Source organism: Rhodococcus sp. JS3073 (assembly GCF_026810085.1).
Lineage (GTDB): Bacteria > Actinomycetota > Actinomycetes > Mycobacteriales > Mycobacteriaceae > Rhodococcus_F > Rhodococcus_F wratislaviensis.
This window is the reverse complement of the sequence record NZ_CP113951.1, coordinates 3,155,514-3,171,913: the sequence shown is the minus strand read 5'-3', so window position 1 is coordinate 3,171,913 and position 16,400 is coordinate 3,155,514. Positions and strand designations below refer to the sequence as shown.

Here is a 16,400-nt window from a genome sequence, read left to right as displayed (position 1 = left end):
TCAGACCTGCGCTTCCCTGTTCTCGGACCGCGCCGCAGTCGTGTTCTCGGACCCCTCGGCGGCCTCGCGTTCGGCCTTCTGCCGGGCCAGGTTCTCCTCGACCTCGTGCTGCCAGGCCTCGTTGGCCTTGGTGGTGTCGACCTCGAACTCGAAGCGCTGCGTCATCTTGTCGGTGACGTCGGCGACGTCGACGTAGAACTGGTCGTACCAGCGTCGCAGCTGGTAGACGGGACCGTCCTCGTCGCAGAGCAGGGGGTTGTCGATCTTGGTCTTGTTCTTCCAGATCTCGACGTCCTGCAGGAATCCCTCGGCGATGCCCTCGGTGAACTTCGCGGCCAGCTTGTCGGCCGTTTCGTCGTCGATGCCGGTCGGCTTCTTGACGGTGACGCCGTACTGGAGCATGAACGAATTGTTCGTCACCGGATAGTGGCAGTTGATGAGGACGCTCTCGACCTCGTACCCGCCGTAGCTGTTCCACAGCGGGTTGATCATGTAGGACGGCCCGTAGTAGGCGGCCTCGGAGCGCAGCAGCGATTCCATGCCGTACTGCGTCGCCATCCCGACGTCGGGGCGACCCTTCGTGTTGAGGTACTGCGTCGCGATGTGGCCTTCGAAGACGTTCTTGAAGTACGTCGGGAACGCGTAGTGGATGTAGAAGAAGTGCGCCATGTCGACCACGTTGTCGATGATCTCGCGGCAGTTGGAGCCTTCGATCAGCATCGAGTTCCAGGTCCAGTCGGTCCATTCGTCGCTGTAGGCGCCCTCGATGCGGGGGATGGTCACGTTCTCCGGCGGGGGATTGCCCTCCGGGTCGTTCCACACGAACAGCTGACCGTTCTGCTCGAGGGTGAGCCAGGCGCGGGTGCGGGCGATCGGGGGAACCCGGCGTGCGTAGGGAATGCTGGTGCACTTGCCGTTGCCGCCCCAGCGCCAGTCGTGGAACGGGCAGGCGACGGAATCGCCCTTCACCGTGCCCTGCGACAGGTCGCCGCCCATGTGCCGGCAATACGCGTCCAGAACTTTCAGTTCGCCCTTGCTGTCGGCGAAGACGACGAGTTTGGTGCCGAAAGCCTCGATCGAATGCGGTTTGCCGTCCTTGAACGTCTTGGTCAAACCGAGGCAGTGCCAACCACGCGCGAAGCGGGTCTGGACCGTGCCCACATCGATCTCGCGAATCTGCGCCATTGTGCCCTCACATCCCTTCATGCTGTTAGTAGAACACGTTATAGAACTTCGACACGATCCGCCAGATTTTCGAGGCCTTTCTTCCAGACCCGGGCCGTCAAACAGCACCTTTGCCGGTGTCTCGACATAAATGGGAACGTGTTCTAGTCTCAGAAGACAAGTGAACCATCGAACGAGACAGGAGCGTCCTGTGGGTGACCATGACAGTCACGAGGTGATGCAGCGGCTCGACGCACTACTGCCGACGCTGCGAGAGCGTGCGCAGGAGACCGAGGATCTACGTCGTATCCCCGACGATTCCATGAAGGCGCTCCAGGAGACCGGATTCTTCCGGTTGCTCCAGCCCGAACAGTGGGGTGGTTACCAGGCGGATCCGGTGCTGTTCTACTCCGCGGTGCGGAAGATCGCGAGCGCCTGCGGTTCCACCGGCTGGGTCTCGTCGATTATCGGTGTCCACAACTGGCACCTCGCCCTGTTCTCGCAGCAGGCTCAGGAAGACGTGTGGGGCAACGACACCGACGTCCGCATCTCGTCCTCGTACGCGCCGATGGGTGCCGGTCAGGTCGTCGACGGCGGATACACGGTCAACGGCGCCTGGGCCTGGTCGTCCGGCTGTGATCACGCGAGCTGGGCGGTGCTCGGCGGGCCGGTCATCAAGGACGGCCGCCCCGTCGACTTCGTCAGCTTCCTGATCCCCCGCGAGGACTACCGGATCGATGACGTGTGGAATGTGGTGGGACTCCGCGGAACCGGCAGCAACACCGTGGTGGTGGAGGACGTCTTCGTCCCGACGCACCGCGTCCTCAGCTTCAAGGCGATGAGCAACCTCACCGCACCCGGGCTCGAGCGCAACACCGCACCCGTCTACAAGATGCCCTGGGGAACAATCCATCCCACCACCATCTCCGCGCCGATCGTCGGGATGGCCTACGGCGCCTACGACGCGCACGTCGAACATCAGGGAAAGCGCGTCCGCGCGGCGTTCGCCGGTGAGAAGGCGAAGGACGACCCGTTCGCCAAGGTCCGCATCGCCGAGGCGTCGAGTGACATCGACGCCGCCTGGCGCCAGCTGTCCGGGAACGTCGCCGACGAATACGCACTGCTCGTCGCGGGTGAGGAAGTGCCGTTCGAGCTGCGGCTGCGTGCACGCCGGGACCAGGTGCGCGCCACGGGCCGCGCCATTTCGTCCATCGACAAACTGTTCGAGAGCTCGGGGGCCACCGCGCTGGCCAACGGCACGCCGCTGCAGCGTTTCTGGCGGGACGCGCACGCCGGACGCGTCCACGCGGCCAACGATCCCGAGCGCGCCTACGTCATGTACGGCACCGGCGAATTCGGTCTGCCCATCACCGACACGATGGTCTAGGAGAACACGTGACGACTACCGAAGAGGCCCTCACGTTCGAGTCCACCTCGAAGTTCGCCCAGGTCCGGCCCGACCTGACGTTGCACTACCACGAGGCCGGCGTCGGCAACGACACCACGATCGTGCTGCTGCACGGCGGCGGGCCGGGCGCTTCGTCGTGGTCGAACTTCGCCAGGAACATCCCGGTTCTCGCCGAGAAGTTCCACGTCCTCGCCGTCGACCAGCCGGGATACGGGTTGTCGGACAAACCGACCGAGCACCCGCAGTACTTCGTGCACAGTGCGTCCGCGTTGAAGGATCTGCTCGACACCCTCGACATCGGCGGACGCGTCCACCTGCTCGGAAACTCGCTCGGCGGCGGTGCCGCAGTGCGTTTCGCGCTGGACTACCCGGACCGCGCGGGCCGGCTGGTGCTCATGGGCCCGGGCGGACTCAGCGTCAACCTGTTCGCCCCGGACCCGACCGAGGGTGTCAAGAACCTCGGCAAGTTCGGCTACCAACCCACCCGGGAAAACCTCGAGGCGTTCCTGCGCATCATGGTGTTCGACCAGAAGTTGATCACCGACGAACTGATCGACGAACGCTTCGCCGCGGCGAGTACACCCGAGTCGCTCGCCGCCGCCAAGGCGATGGGAAAGTCGTTCTCCTCGGCCGACTTCGAGCTCGGCATGCTGTGGCGCGACGCGTACAAGCTGCGCCAACGGGTGCTGCTGATCTGGGGCCGCGAAGACCGGGTCAACCCGCTCGACGGGGCGCTGGTGGCGCTGAAGATGATTCCGCGGGCACAGCTGCACGTCTTCGGCGGGTGCGGACACTGGGCCCAGCTGGAGAAGTTCGACGAGTTCAACCGTCTGGCCACCGATTTCCTTCTGGACGGGGGTAAGTGATGAGTATTCGTTCACTGGCGTACATGCGCATCGAGGCCACCGACATGGCCGCGTGGCGTGAATACGGTCTCAAGGTGCTCGGCATGGTCGAGGGCAAGGGCTCCGACCCGGACGCCCTGTATCTGCGGATGGACGACTTCCCGGCGCGTCTCGTCATCTTCCCCGGGGAGCACGACCGGCTGTCGGTGTCGGGCTGGGAGACGGCCAATGCCGCGGAGCTGCAGGAGGTCCGCGACAACCTGTCGGCGGCCGGCGTCGCGTTCAAGGAGGGGACGGCCGAGCAACTGCAGGACCGCAGGGTCGACGAGCTGATCACGTTCGAGGACCCGTCGGGCAACACGCTCGAGGCGTTCCACGGCGCGGCCCTGGAGCACCGGCGCGTGGTCAGCCCGTACGGGCACAGGTTCGTCACCGGTGAGCAGGGACTCGGGCACGTCGTCCTCTCGACCACGGACGACGAGGCGTCGCTGCGCTTCTATCGCGACGTCCTCGGTTTCCGCCTGCGCGATTCGATGCGGTTGCCCCCGCAGATGGTCGGGCGGCCGGCCGACGGCAAGCCGGCGTGGTTGCGGTTCTTCGGCTGCAACCCGCGGCACCACAGTCTCGCGTTCCTGCCGATGCCCACGCCCAGCGGCATCGTGCATCTCATGATCGAGGTCGAGAACTCCGACGACGTCGGCTTGTGCCTCGACCGCGCGCTCCGCAAGAAGGTGAAGATGTCGGCCACGCTCGGCCGCCATGTCAACGACCTGATGCTGTCGTTCTACATGAAGACCCCCGGCGGATTCGACGTCGAATTCGGTTGCGAGGGACGTCAGGTGGAGGACGAGAGCTGGATTGCGAGGGAGAGCACGGCCGTCAGCCTGTGGGGTCACGACTTCAGCGTCGGGATGCAGCCGTGAGCGAGGTGACCGGGGACGGGGCCGTCGCGGCCGAGGCGATCGATCCGCGACGGTTCCGGACGGTGCTGGGCCAGTTCTGCACCGGCGTCACCATCATCACGACGATCGACGACGGCGTGCCCGTGGGGTTCGCGTGCCAGTCGTTCGCCGCGCTGTCGCTCGAACCCCCGCTCGTGTTGTTCTGCCCGACCAAGACGTCGCGGTCGTGGGCGGCGATCGAGCGCAGTGGCATCTTCTGCGTGAACGTGCTCGCGGAAGAACAGCAGTCGACGTGCGCCCGATTCGGTTCCCGGGACCCGGACAAGTTCGCCGGGATCGACTGGACGGAGTCGCCGCTGGGCTCACCGATCCTTACCGGTTCACTCGCCCACATCGACTGCTCGCTCGAGAGCGTGCACGACGGCGGCGATCACTGGGTCGCGTTCGGCCGGGTCTCCTCCCTGAGTGAGATCAGGGAGGAGCGACCGCTGTTGTTCTACCGCGGGCAGTACACCGGCATCGAGCCGGACAAGACCGTGCCTGCGCCGTGGCGCGACGACCTCGAGGCGTTCCTCACGACGTCGTCGGAAGACACCTGGCTCTAGTTCCTAGACGGCGACACCGATGTACTTCGTCTCGAGGAACTCGTCGATGCCGGTGGTCCCGCCTTCGCGCCCGAGCCCGGATTCCTTCACACCGCCGAACGGCGCGGCCGGGTTCGACACCACACCCTGGTTGAGTCCGACCATGCCCGACTCCAGCGCCTCGCACACGCGGATGCCGCGCTTGAGGCTCTCGGTGTACACGTAGGCCACCAGCCCGTACGGGGTGTCGTTGGCCCGTTCGACGGCCTCGGCCTCGGTCTCGAACGTGCTGATCGCGGCCACCGGGCCGAAGATCTCGTTGTGGCACATCTCGGCGTCGTCGGACACACCTGTCAGGACCGTCGCCGGGTAGAAGTTGCCCGGGCGGTCGAGTGCCGCGCCGCCGGTGAGCACCGAGGCGCCGCGTTCGACGGCATCCGCGACGAGACTGCTCACCTTCTCGACGGCCGCCTCGTCGATCAACGGTCCGACCACGACGCCGTCCTCGGTGCCGCGCCCGACGGGCAGGGCCTCCATCCGCTGCGTGAGTTTGCGCGTGAATTCCTCGGCGACGGAACTGTGCACGAGAATTCGATTGGCAGCCGTGCAGGCCTGGCCGATGTTGCGCATCTTCGCCGCCATGGCCCCGTCGACCGCGTCGTCGAGATTCGCGTCGTCGAAGACGAGGAACGGCGCGTTGCCGCCGAGTTCCATGGACGTGCGCATGACCGTGCGGGCGCACAGTTCGAGCAGATGCTTCCCGACCTTGGTCGAACCGGTGAACGAGAGCTTGCGGGCCCTGCCGTCGAGGATCAGGGGAGTGATGACCTCGTCGGGGCTGGACGTGGTGACGACGTTGACGACGCCGTCCGGCAGCCCGGCCTCGGTGAGGATGTCGGCGAGCGCCAGGATCGACAGCGGCGTCTGGGCCGCCGGTTTGATGACGGACGTGCACCCGGCGGCGATCGCGGGCCCGATCTTCCGGGTGCCCATCGCCATCGGGAAGTTCCACGGGGTGATGAGCAGGCTCGGCCCCACGGGCTGCTTGGTGACGAGGAACCGCGAACCGCCCCCGGGCGCCGTCATGTAGCCGCCGTCGATGCGGACGGCCTCCTCGGCGAACCAGCGGAAGAATTCTGCGGCGTACGCGATTTCGCCCCGTGCCTCGGTCAGTGGCTTGCCCATCTCGAGCGTCATGACCAGCGCGAGCCGGTCGACGTTCTCGAGCAGCAGCCGGTGCGCGTTCATGAGGATGGTGCTGCGTTCGCGGGGTGTCGTGGCCGCCCATGACGGTTGCGCTGCCACGGCCGCGTCGAGCGCCTCGCGGGCCTCGTCGGCGTCGGCGTCGGCGACCGTGCACAGGATCTGTCCGGTGGACGGGTCGTGGACCGGCATGGTGCGCGCGCTGTCGCGCCACTTGCCGCCGATGAACAAGCCGGTCTGCACCGATGCGATTGCTGCTTCCTCGAGCATGATTTTTCCCCATTCTCCGTTGCCGAAGGGACGGTCCCCATGTTATACAGATTGTCAACAATCTGACAATGCACTTGCCGACATCCGCCGGCATCTACGCGTGGGAGGGTTCTCGTGACTCGGCTATCTCCACTGCTCGCACAGGCCACACCCGTGACGGTCGATCACGGTGAAGGGTGCTACCTCTACGGCACCGACGGCAGGCGCTATCTCGACTTCACCGCGGGCATCGGCGTGACCAGTACGGGGCACTGCCACCCGCACGTCGTGGAGGCCGCGCGCAGGCAGGTCGGCTCCCTGATCCACGGCCAGTACACGACGGTCATGCACCAGCCGATGCTCGAACTGGTCGATCGACTGGGGTCGGTGCTGCCCCCGGGACTCGACTCGCTGTTCTTCGCGAACTCGGGGAGCGAGGCCGTGGAGGCGTCGCTGCGCCTGTCGCGGCAGGCGACCGGCCGCCCCAACGTGATCGTCTTCCACGGCGGATTCCACGGACGCACGGTCGCGACGGCGACGATGACCACCTCCGGCACCCGGTTCTCCGCCGGCTTCAGCCCGCTGATGGGCGGTGTGCACGTGGCACCGTTCCCCAACGCCTACCGCTACGGCTGGTCCGAGGAGGAGGCGACCGCGTTCGCGCTGAAGGAACTCGACTACATCTTCGCGACGCTCACCGCGCCGAACGAGACGGCGGCGTTCGTCGTCGAGCCCGTTCTCGGTGAGGGCGGGTACGTGCCCGGCAACACCGCGTTCTTCCAGGGTCTCCGCGAGCGCGCCGACCGGTACGGCATCCTGCTCGTCATCGACGAGATCCAGACCGGATTCGGCCGCACCGGCAAGTTCTTCGGGCACCAGCACTTCGACGTCCGGCCCGACATCATCACCATCGCCAAGGGTCTGGCCAGCGGATTCCCGCTGTCGGGCATCGCGGCGTCCGAGGAGCTCATGGCCAAGGGCTGGCCGGGGTCGCAGGGCGGAACGTACGGCGGCAACGCCGTGTCCTGCGCGGCCGCGGTCGCGACACTCGAGGTGATCGAGAAGGAAGACCTCGTGGCCAACGCCGCCGCGCGGGGCGTCCAGTTGCTCGACGGTGCGCGCACGCGCGCCATCGACGGAATCGGCGACGTCCGTGGTCTCGGACTGCTCGTGGGCAGCGAGTTCACGGCGGCCGACGGCAGCGCGGACCGTGCGAAAGCGTCTGCGGCGCAGCAGCTGGCCGCGAAGAAGGGGCTGCTGCTGTTGACCTGCGGCGCCCACATGAACGTGGTACGGATGATTCCACCGCTCATCGTGACGGCGGAACAGATCGAGGACGCCCTGAAGATCTGGTCCGAGGTACTCGACGAAGTGTGACAAGCACCCGTGAGTACTTGTTAACCGCGGGCGGTTAAGAAGTACTCACGGGCTCCGAAGGAGGAATCGTGGCTCGCTACATCACCATCAGCCTGGACAAGCGCGGCGTGACCTGCCGTGCCCGGCTTCTCGACGAGGACGCACCGCTCACCTGTGACGCGGTGTGGAACGTGCTCCCGCAGAGCGGCGACGCGTACCACGCCAAGTACGCCCGCAACGAGGTGTACACGCTGATCCCGCGGATCACCGCGGCACCGCGGCGGGAAAATCCCACCGTCACACCGATTCCCGGTGACGTGTGCCTGTTCGACTTCGAGCCCTGGGAGATCGGCAACTCCGCCTACGGGTACGAGCCGGGCTCCGAGGCGCACGCCGCGCAGGGCGCCACCGACCTCGCGATCTTCTACGGCCGCAACAATCTCCTGCTCAACGGCGACGTCGGCTGGGTGCCCGGCAACGTGTTCGCCGCCATCGAGGAGGGGCTGCCGGAATTGGCGGCTGCGTGCAACGACCTGTGGATGCGCGGGGTCGAAGGTGAGACGATGAGCTTCGCCCGAGCCTGACGTCGGCGCGACCGGTCCAGCGTGTGCGAGATGGCCCTCGACGGGCGCCGGATCGCCCACCACCATCGGACGCTATGAAGCTGAACATCTATCAGATCGACGCGTTCGCCGCCGGACCCTTCGAGGGCAACCCGGCGGCGGTCATGCCGCTGACCGACTGGCTGGACGATTCCGTTCTGCAGCAACTCGCCGAAGAGAACAATCTGTCCGAGACGGCGTTCTACACCGCGCGGCTTCCCGTGGGCGCGGGGCAATACGACCCGGCCCACCCGGCCTATCACCTGCGGTGGTTCACACCCGCCGTCGAGGTGGACCTGTGCGGCCATGCCACTCTCGCCACCGCCGCACAGATCTTCGAGGACGTGCACCCGGACGCCGACCGCATCCAGTTCTGGACGCGCAGCGGTTGGCTGCACGTCGACCGGGGACCGGCCGGGACGCTGGTCATGGATTTCCCGGCCGAGCCGCCGGCGCCGACCGCGGCCGATCCCCGGATCGTCGCGGCACTCGGCATTCCGGTGCGGGAGTGCCTGAAGGCCACCGACCTCGTGTTCGTCGCGGAATCCGAACACGACATCGCGTCGATGGCCCCCGACTTCGCCGTGATCAGCCCCCTGAAGGTGCGGGGCATCGTCGTCACCGCAGCATCCGACGTCGAGGGACTCGATTTCGTGTCGCGATGGTTCGGCGCCGCGGCCGGCGTGCAGGAGGATCCGGTGACGGGGTCCGCGCACTCGCAGATCGCGCCGTACTGGGCTGACGTCCTGGGCCGGAACAGCCTTGTCGGACGCCAACTGTCGGCGCGCGGAGGAACCGTGCACTGCGAGGTGCGCGGCGACCGCGTCCACCTGTCCGGAGCCTACCGGCGGTACCTCCGGGGCACCGTCGAGTTCTAGCTGAAGACCTCCGAATACAGCGTCTCGATCTGACCGGCGGTGGGCACGACCGGATTGTTGCCGGGCGATCCGGACGCCAGCGCCTGCTCTGCCATCAACGGAATGAGGCCGTCCCAGGCGTCGCGGTCGATCCCGTATGCGAGCGGCGTCGGAACCTTCAGGTCGTGACACAGCGTGCTCAGGGTCTCGACGAGGAACTGCGCGGCGACGGAATCGCCCGCCGATTCCGGTGCAGCGCCGAATGCACGCGCGCAGTCGGCGTAGCGGCTCTCCGCTCCCTTCACGGAGAACGCCGTGATCGCCGGAAGCAGCATGGCATTCGACAGTCCGTGGGCGACATGGAAATGCGCACCGATCGGCCTGCTCATCCCGTGCACCAGCGCCACACTCGAGTTGGAGAACGCCATACCGGCCTGCATGGACGCGACCATCATCGCTTCTCTCGCGGTGCGGTCTTCACCGTCCGCGTACGCCGTGCCGATGTGCTTACCGATCGTGCGGATCGCGGAGAGCGCGAGTCCGTCGGTGAACGGCTGGGCCTTCCTGCTGACATAAGCCTCGATGGCGTGGGTGAGCGCATCGATTCCGGTGTCGGCGGTCAACCGCGGCGGCATCGACATCGTGAGTTCGAAATCCAAAATCGCGGCGATCGGCAGGAAGGAGAGTCCCGGGCACAGCATCTTCTCGTCGGAAGCGCTGTCACTGATGACGGTGAATTGCGTCGCCTCCGAGCCGCTTCCGGCAGTGGTCGGTATCGCGATGATCGGCAGCGCCTTCCCGGTGTACACGTGAGGTGCCTTGTACGACCGCATCTCACCGCCGTTCGCGGACAGCACGGCCAGTGCCTTCGCGGTGTCCATCGGACTACCGCCGCCGAACCCGATCACCGAATCCGCGTTGTGCTCGGCGACGATCCTCCGCCCTTCCTCCAGGGAATCGGTGGTGGGGTCGGGCACGGTGCCGGAGAACAGTGCCGGCTCCTTGCCCGCCGACCTGAGGAGGCTCATGATCCGGTCGGCCGCGCCGGTGCCGGTCAGGTACGCATCGGTGACGAGAACCGGCCTCTGCAGACCCAATTGGTCGACAACCGAGCCGATCTCGTCTACTGCTCCGGCCCCGATCCTGGCGAATCGGGGGAGTGAGAGGTGTGCGGTCATGGGAGAGGTTCCTTAGTTGTTCTGGGGGAATCCGAGGTTGAGGCCGCCGTGGCTGGGGTCGAGCCAGCGGGTGGTGACGACCTTGCCGCGGGTGAAGAAGTGCACGCCTTCGGTGCCGTGGGCGTGGCTGTCGCCGAACAGGGAGTTCTTCCAGCCGCCGAAGCTGTAGTAGGCCATGGGGACGGGGATGGGGACGTTGATGCCGACCATGCCGACCTCGACCTCGTTCTGGAACCGGCGGGCGGCGCCGCCGTCGTTGGTGAAGATGGCGGTGCCGTTGCCGAACTGGCTGGAGTTCACCAGTTCCAGGGCCTCGTCGTAGGACTCGACCCGGATCACGGACAGGACGGGTCCGAAGATTTCGTCGGTGTACACACTCATGTCGGTGGTGACGTGGTCGATCAGGGTCGGTCCGAGCCAGAACCCGTCCGCACCGCCATTCGCCTGCACGGTCCGCCCGTCCACCACGATCGTGGCCCCGTCCTGTTCGCCGGCGTCGATGTAGGAGGCGACCTTGTCGCGGTGCACCTTCGTCACCAACGGACCCATGTCGGAGTCCCGGGTACCGTCGCCGATCTTCAACGTGTCGGTGCGCTCTTTGATCTTGGCGACCAGTTCGTCGGCGATGTCCCCGACCGCGACCAGCGCGGAGATGGCCATGCAGCGTTCCCCGGCGGAGCCGAAGCCGGCGTTGACCATGGCATCGGCGGCGAGGTCGAGGTCGGCGTCCGGCAGGACGATGGCGTGGTTCTTGGCCCCGCCGAGTGCCTGGACGCGTTTGCCGTGGGCGGTGCCGGTGGCGTACACGTACTGGGCGATGGGGGTGGAGCCGACGAAGCTGATGGCCTTGATGGCGGGGTTGGTGAGCAGTTCGTCGACGGCGGTCTTGTCGCCCTGCAGGACGTTGAACACCCCGGCGGGCAGTCCGGCTTCGGCCCAGAGTTCGGCCATCCAGATCGCGGCGGTCGGGTCCTTCTCGCTGGGCTTGAGGACGACGGTGTTGCCGGCGGCGATGGCGATGGGGAAGAACCACATCGGGACCATGGCGGGGAAGTTGAACGGGGAGATGATCCCGACGGGGCCGACGGGTTGGCGGATGGAGGAGACGTCGATGTTGGTGGAGGCGTTTTCGGTCATGCCGCCCTTGAGCAGGTGGGGCATGCCGCAGGCGAATTCGACGACTTCCTGGCCGCGGGAGACCTCACCGAGTGCGTCGGAGACGACCTTGCCGTGCTCGGAGGTGATGATCTCGGCGAGTTCGCCCTTGCGGGCGTTGAGCAGTTCCCGGAACTTGAACACGATGGAGGAACGCTTGGCGAGGGAGGTGTCGCGCCAGGCGGGGAACGCGGCCGCGGCGGCGTCGATCACGGCGCGGGCGTCCTCGACGCTGGCCAGGGCCACCTGACCGGTCACGGCACCGGTCGCCGGATTCGTCACCGGAGCGGTATCGACACGCGTTCCGGGGTAGGACTTGTTGTTGAGCCAATGCGAGATAACGGCCATGGGGTTCACTCCTGGGAAAGGTGGGGTGCCCACGAGTCTGCTGGGCAACAATGCCTGCGTCAACGAGTAAAATGGCACTTCGCACTGCACTTTTGCACGAGGGATGAGGGCGATGTTCACCGCAGACAACATGCGTTACCTCCTGGAGTTGTCGAGAACCGGCCGCCTCGCCGATGCGGCGAAGCGGCTCGGTGTCGATCACACGACCGTCTCGCGGAGAATCACCCGACTCGAGAAAGACACGGGCACGAGACTGTTCGATCGTGGCGTGTCGGGGTGGCAGCTCACCGAGGCGGGCCGGCGACTGGTTCCCCACGCGGAGGCGGTGGAATCCGCGGTTCTCGCCGCTCTCGACGAAACCTCGTCCCTGGGTGGGCTGACGGGCACCGTCCGCATCATCACTCCGGACGGCTTCGGGTCGTTCGTGCTGGTGCCGGGGTTGGCCGCACTGCGGTCCGAGCACCCCGACCTGTTCACCGAACTCGTCACGTCGACGACCCACGACCTGCTCACCGGGCGCGACTTCGACATCGCGGTCACCCTCGAGCGTCCGTCGCCGCGGTCCGTCGTGGTCCGCAAACTCGCCGACTACGACCTCCGACTGTACGCGTCACGGCGTTACCTGGACGCACACGACCCCATCACGTCGCTCGACGATCTCCGGCACCACACGCTCATCTGGTACGTGGATGCGTTCCTCGATGTCGAACCGCTGCGTATCCTCGACGCGCTGATTCCGGACTTCCAGGCCCAGATCCAGACCAACAACATCGCGGGCCACTACCAGGCCGTGAAGCACGGAGTCGGGATCGCGCCGCTGCCGAGTTACATCGGGGCGCTGGACGAGGATCTGGTGCCGGTACTGCACGACGACTTCATCGCCCACCGCACCTACTGGCTGGTGGTGCCGCGTGAACTGACACGACTCGCGCGGGTGAAGGCGATCACCGAGGCGCTCTACTCCATCGTCGACGGCAATCCCGAACTGCGTGGCGCAGCAGGATAACTCACCGATCCGCGGGAACGGGTCCGGAGCTCTCGCGGACGACGAGTTCGGTGGGGAGTGTGATTTCCCGTCCCGCTCCGCCGCCGATGATGTCGAGCAGCAGTTGCGCGGCCTCGCGGCCCTTGCCGACGAGTGGTTGCCGGACCGTCGTGAGTCCGGCGGCTCGGGCCGCGGGAATGTCGTCGAACCCGACCACCGACAGATCCTGCGGCACCCGGAGACCACGTTCGTGTGCGACGTCGATGGCCGCGAGGGCCAGCAGGTCGGAGGCTGCGATGACGGCCGTCACGGGACCGGCATCGAGCAGCGTCTCGACGGCGGTGCGCGACAGTTCGTAGTCGAACCCGCCTGCTTCGACGACCACGGCGGACGACCACGGCACCGTGAATTTACGGCAGGCGGACGCGTATCCGGCGAGGCGTTCCTTCATCACGTGGTCTCGTGCGGCCCGGGTGCGGGCGGCGTCGACGGGACCACCCTTGCCGTCGGGCACGAGCCGGTCGACGAGAAATCCCACACGCCGGTGTCCGAGTGACAGAACGTGCTCCGCGATCTCCTTGGCGGCCTGCCGATCCCGGATTCCGACCCGCGGCAGTCCGCCAGGATTGGGGCCGTCGATCACGACTATCGGCAGCCGGCGGCTCATCGCCGTCTGCATTCCGGGGTGACCGTCCGGCATCGCGTACGCGAGGAAGCCGTCCACCGCGCCCCGCACGAGCACGCCGGACCCCTCGGCCACCCGGGTCGACTCGAGTGGACAGGGCAGCAGCGTCAGCGCGACCTCGGCGAGTTCACCGACCTCCGATATGCCCTTCAGCAACTGCGACGTGGCCGGATCGTCGAACGCGTAGCGCAACGAGTCGGTGATCATCAGCCCCAGCGCACCGACCTGCCCGGTGCGGAGGTTGCGTCCCGCGGGGTTGGGGCCGGCATAGCCGAGTTCCGCGGCCACCTGGAAGATGTGGGCGCGCCGGGCTGCGGACAGCTTGTGGGGCTGGTTGTACGCGTAGGAGACCGCGGCCTGGGACACGCCTGCCGCTCGGGCGACGTCGTGCATCTTGGTCACGAATGCCGATCCTCTCCGTCGCACGGTTACCGAGCCCAGCTTATCGGCCGGGCCGCGCGCGTCCCCCGGGTGTCAGCTCGCTCTGGCGACAACGGTGTCATCGTCGTCCTCACACCGATCGAGGAGAACGAGTTTGCCCATGACGTTGCGTGCCACCACCTGTTGATCGGTGACCGTCATCTGTCCCCGCCACGACCCGAGGAAGGTCCACGTCCATGACATGAGCGTGGACAGCCGGCTGCGGAACCCGACGACGTAGACGACGTGGACGGCCAGCCACAGGATCCAGGCCGGCAGTCCCGCGAGTTCGATGCCCCCGACCTTCACGACCGCGTGGAATCTCGAGATCGTCGCCATCGACCCCTTGTCCCGGTACCGGAAGGGAACGCGGTCGGGTGAGGTCGGGCGCGTGCTCGCGTCGGCTGCGATCTGCCGCGCCGCGTAGCGGCCACCCTGGATCGCGACCTGCGCCACCCCGGGAAGGCGGTCGCGCGCCATCATGTCTCCGATCACGAACACCTCGGGGTGTCCCGGCACCGTCAGGTCCTCGCGGACGGCGATCCGCCCGGCGCGGTCGAGTTCGGCTCCCGACTGCTCGGCCAGCTGCCTGGCCAGCGGGCTGGCTTCCACACCCGCCGACCACACCTTGCACGCGGATTCGATGCGGACGGTCTCGCCTCGCCCGTCCTTGATCGTCACGCCTTCCGCGTCGACGTCGGTGACGGCCGCCCCGAGCCGCACCTCGACGCCGATCTTCTCGAGGCGCTCGGCGGCGGTGGACCCGAGCCGGTCGCCGAACGGCGGCAACACCGCGGACGCGGCGTCGAGCAGGACGATCCGGGCGTCGCGGGTGTCGATGTTCCGGTACGCGCCGACGAGGGTTCGGTGGGCCAGTTCGGCTATCTGACCGGCCATTTCCACCCCGGTAGGACCCGCGCCGACGACCACGAACGTCAGGAGGCGGGCTCGCTCCTCGGGGTCCATGGACAGCTCGGCGCGTTCGAACGCGCGCAGGATCCGGCCACGGAGTTCGAGTGCGTCGTCGATGGTCTTCATGCCGGGGGCGTGTTCGGCGAAGTGGTCGTTACCGAAGTACGACTGCCGGGCTCCGGCCGAGACGATCAGACTGTCGTACCCGGTGGTGGTCGTTCTGCCCTGGTGGGTCGACGTGATCCTGCGCGCGGTCAGGTCGATGTCGGTGACGTCCCCGAGCATCACCGAGGCGTTCGACTGCTTCTTCAGCACCATCCGGGTCGACGGTGCGATCTCTCCCTCGGACAGGATTCCCGTCGCCACCTGGTAAAGCAGCGGCTGGAACAGGTGGTGGCTGGTGCGGTCGACGACGAGGACGTCGACGTCGACCCGGCGTAACGCCTTCGCGGCGAACAGACCGCCGAATCCGGAACCGATGATCACCACGCGATGACGTGCCTCGGTGCGGGCAGGAGTATTCATGACAAGCTCTTCCCGGATCGCGTCGATCGCCATCCGCGCTACTGGTTGGGGTGAAGCGTGCCGCCCGACACACGGGGTGTCGGGCGGCACGGTGGACACGACGCACCGGATACTCGAATGTCGGTTCAGGACCCAGCGTGCCGCGAGATCACCTGCAGGACAGTCGACGCCGTTGTCAGCTGCCCTGGATGCGGGTGATCAGATCTGTGAGGTAGGTGTAGCTCTTCTTCGCGGCGTCGAGGCCACCGCACTCGACGGACAGGACGACGTCGTGGTCGGCGTCGCGCAGGGTCTTCACGATCCGTTCCCAGTCGATGACGCCGTCGCCGCAGGCGCAGCCGAGCATGCCGCGGACCTTGCCCCGCAGTCTCTTCGCGTCCTCGACGCCGATGTCCTTGGCGTGCAGGTGTGTGACGCCGCCGACGATCTGCTCGAGCCACTCGTGCGGGTCGTTCTCACTGAGATAGCTGTTGCCGGTGTCGAGGTTGATCGTCAACGCAGGGCTGTCGATCAGCGTCATGATCTTCTCGAGGCGCTCCGGGGTCGCGGTGTACTCGCCGTGCGTCTCGATCGCGATCTTGATGCCGCGCGGTTCGGCCACCTTCGCCGCCTCCTGCAGTGTGTACCGCATCAGCGTGTAGTTCTCCGCCTCGGTGGTCCACGTCGGCAGTGGCCCGTCGTCGACCATGATCATCGGGGAACCGACCTCGGCCGCGTAGCGGATCGACTGCTTCAGATAGTCGACGCTCACGTCCGGCTTGGCCAGCGGTGCATGACTGGACAGCGACGAGATGGTCAGCCCGCGTGATTCGGCGGCGTCCCGCATGAGGAGCGGGTCGTCGAGCATCGACCGGGTGTGGAAGTACCCGGCCGTGCTCAGCAACTCGCGGCCCCAGTAGACCATCGGCTCCACGTACTTGTAGCCGATCTCCGCGGCCTGGTCCATGGCCCAGTCGAACGACCCGTTCTCGAATCGGGCGAACTCCAGGTTCAGGCCGAGCTTGATCTCTCCCATGCCGGTC

The 16,400-nt window shown here is 66.7% G+C and carries 15 protein-coding genes; 8 read left to right on the top strand and 7 right to left on the bottom strand.

Translation table 11 applies throughout. The features are described 5' to 3' along the window. Window positions 1-1,185, bottom strand: a complete 1,185-nt coding sequence (locus tag OYT95_RS14235) for a Rieske 2Fe-2S domain-containing protein (RefSeq protein WP_112301954.1) — start codon at window positions 1,183-1,185, stop codon at window positions 1-3. A gap of 190 nt (window positions 1,186-1,375) precedes the next feature. On the opposite strand from OYT95_RS14235, the gene hsaA reads away from it, so the two are divergent. Genes hsaA through hsaB form a run of 4 tightly spaced genes read left to right on the top strand, consistent with a single transcriptional unit; the run spans window position 1,376 to window position 4,924 of the window. Beyond that, window positions 1,376-2,551, top strand: coding sequence for a 3-hydroxy-9,10-secoandrosta-1,3,5(10)-triene-9,17-dione monooxygenase oxygenase subunit (gene hsaA, locus OYT95_RS14230; protein WP_005244809.1), 1,176 nt, complete (start codon window positions 1,376-1,378; stop codon window positions 2,549-2,551). 8 nt (window positions 2,552-2,559) lie between these two features. Further along, window positions 2,560-3,438 (top strand): 4,5:9,10-diseco-3-hydroxy-5,9,17-trioxoandrosta-1(10),2-diene-4-oate hydrolase, encoded by an 879-nt coding sequence (hsaD, locus tag OYT95_RS14225; RefSeq protein WP_037242030.1) that lies wholly within the window; start codon window positions 2,560-2,562, stop codon window positions 3,436-3,438. Further along, on the top strand, window positions 3,438-4,340 hold the full coding sequence (gene hsaC / locus OYT95_RS14220; RefSeq protein ID WP_128640081.1) for an iron-dependent extradiol dioxygenase HsaC: 903 nt from the start codon (window positions 3,438-3,440) through the stop codon (window positions 4,338-4,340). Before hsaD ends, hsaC begins: the two co-directional genes overlap by 1 nt. Continuing rightward, window positions 4,337-4,924 (top strand): 3-hydroxy-9,10-secoandrosta-1,3,5(10)-triene-9,17-dione monooxygenase reductase subunit, encoded by a 588-nt coding sequence (gene hsaB / locus OYT95_RS14215; protein ID WP_005244804.1) that lies wholly within the window; start codon window positions 4,337-4,339, stop codon window positions 4,922-4,924. Before hsaC ends, hsaB begins: the two co-directional genes overlap by 4 nt. A 3-nt stretch (window positions 4,925-4,927) precedes the next feature. Here the strand turns inward: hsaB and OYT95_RS14210 are convergent, their stop codons facing one another. After that, window positions 4,928-6,376 (bottom strand): NAD-dependent succinate-semialdehyde dehydrogenase, encoded by a 1,449-nt coding sequence (locus OYT95_RS14210; RefSeq protein ID WP_112301952.1) that lies wholly within the window; start codon window positions 6,374-6,376, stop codon window positions 4,928-4,930. Window positions 6,377-6,490: 114 nt separating this feature from the next. Between OYT95_RS14210 and OYT95_RS14205 the strand changes: the two genes are divergently transcribed. The 3 genes from OYT95_RS14205 (at window position 6,491) to OYT95_RS14195 (ending at window position 9,191) form a co-directional block, all read left to right on the top strand. Continuing rightward, window positions 6,491-7,732, top strand: coding sequence for an aspartate aminotransferase family protein (locus tag OYT95_RS14205; protein ID WP_112301951.1), 1,242 nt, complete (start codon window positions 6,491-6,493; stop codon window positions 7,730-7,732). A gap of 68 nt (window positions 7,733-7,800) precedes the next feature. Beyond that, window positions 7,801-8,295: a DUF3830 family protein gene (locus tag OYT95_RS14200; RefSeq protein ID WP_009477605.1), complete on the top strand. Its 495-nt coding sequence runs from the start codon at window positions 7,801-7,803 to the stop codon at window positions 8,293-8,295. Window positions 8,296-8,369: 74 nt separating this feature from the next. Next, complete coding sequence (locus OYT95_RS14195; protein ID WP_268791767.1) at window positions 8,370-9,191, top strand: PhzF family phenazine biosynthesis protein; 822 nt, start codon at window positions 8,370-8,372, stop codon at window positions 9,189-9,191. Here the strand turns inward: OYT95_RS14195 and OYT95_RS14190 are convergent. Both OYT95_RS14190 and OYT95_RS14185 read right to left on the bottom strand, forming a co-directional pair. Continuing rightward, window positions 9,188-10,348: an iron-containing alcohol dehydrogenase gene (locus tag OYT95_RS14190; RefSeq protein ID WP_268791766.1), complete on the bottom strand. Its 1,161-nt coding sequence runs from the start codon at window positions 10,346-10,348 to the stop codon at window positions 9,188-9,190. The genes OYT95_RS14195 and OYT95_RS14190 overlap by 4 nt on opposite strands. A 12-nt stretch (window positions 10,349-10,360) precedes the next feature. After that, the gene (locus OYT95_RS14185) at window positions 10,361-11,851 is read right to left on the bottom strand and encodes a CoA-acylating methylmalonate-semialdehyde dehydrogenase (RefSeq protein WP_268791765.1); all 1,491 of its coding nucleotides are present in this window, start codon (window positions 11,849-11,851) and stop codon (window positions 10,361-10,363) included. 112 nt (window positions 11,852-11,963) lie between these two features. Between OYT95_RS14185 and OYT95_RS14180 the strand changes: the two genes are divergently transcribed. Beyond that, on the top strand, window positions 11,964-12,857 hold the full coding sequence (locus OYT95_RS14180; RefSeq protein ID WP_268791764.1) for a LysR family transcriptional regulator: 894 nt from the start codon (window positions 11,964-11,966) through the stop codon (window positions 12,855-12,857). A gap of 1 nt (window position 12,858) precedes the next feature. Here the strand turns inward: OYT95_RS14180 and OYT95_RS14175 are convergent, their stop codons facing one another. The 3 genes from OYT95_RS14175 to OYT95_RS14165 all read right to left on the bottom strand — a co-directional run bounded on the left by OYT95_RS14175 (window position 12,859) and on the right by OYT95_RS14165 (window position 16,393). After that, window positions 12,859-13,923 carry a LacI family DNA-binding transcriptional regulator gene (locus OYT95_RS14175; protein ID WP_328286546.1) on the bottom strand — a complete coding sequence of 355 codons (1,065 nt, stop codon included), beginning with the start codon at window positions 13,921-13,923 and terminating at the stop codon, window positions 12,859-12,861. A gap of 72 nt (window positions 13,924-13,995) precedes the next feature. Next, a complete protein-coding gene (locus OYT95_RS14170; protein ID WP_268791763.1) occupies window positions 13,996-15,378 on the bottom strand; it encodes an NAD(P)/FAD-dependent oxidoreductase in 1,383 nt (460 codons plus the stop codon). A gap of 175 nt (window positions 15,379-15,553) precedes the next feature. Then, window positions 15,554-16,393 (bottom strand): sugar phosphate isomerase/epimerase family protein, encoded by an 840-nt coding sequence (locus OYT95_RS14165; protein WP_268791762.1) that lies wholly within the window; start codon window positions 16,391-16,393, stop codon window positions 15,554-15,556. Window positions 16,394-16,400 lie beyond the last annotated feature (7 nt).

Excerpts from the sequence above, each read along its gene's own strand:
- OYT95_RS14235 (WP_112301954.1), bottom strand. The coding sequence starts at position 1,185 with ATGGCGCAGATTCGCGAGATCGATGTGGGCACGGTCCAGACCCGCTTC.
- hsaC (WP_128640081.1), top strand. The coding sequence starts at position 3,438 with ATGAGTATTCGTTCACTGGCGTACATGCGCATCGAGGCCACCGACATG.
- OYT95_RS14210 (WP_112301952.1), bottom strand. The coding sequence starts at position 6,376 with ATGCTCGAGGAAGCAGCAATCGCATCGGTGCAGACCGGCTTGTTCATC.
- OYT95_RS14195 (WP_268791767.1), top strand. The coding sequence starts at position 8,370 with ATGAAGCTGAACATCTATCAGATCGACGCGTTCGCCGCCGGACCCTTC.
- OYT95_RS14190 (WP_268791766.1), bottom strand. The coding sequence starts at position 10,348 with ATGACCGCACACCTCTCACTCCCCCGATTCGCCAGGATCGGGGCCGGA.
- OYT95_RS14185 (WP_268791765.1), bottom strand. The coding sequence starts at position 11,851 with ATGGCCGTTATCTCGCATTGGCTCAACAACAAGTCCTACCCCGGAACG.
- OYT95_RS14180 (WP_268791764.1), top strand. The coding sequence starts at position 11,964 with ATGTTCACCGCAGACAACATGCGTTACCTCCTGGAGTTGTCGAGAACC.
- OYT95_RS14170 (WP_268791763.1), bottom strand. The coding sequence starts at position 15,378 with ATGAATACTCCTGCCCGCACCGAGGCACGTCATCGCGTGGTGATCATC.
- OYT95_RS14165 (WP_268791762.1), bottom strand. The coding sequence starts at position 16,393 with ATGGGAGAGATCAAGCTCGGCCTGAACCTGGAGTTCGCCCGATTCGAG.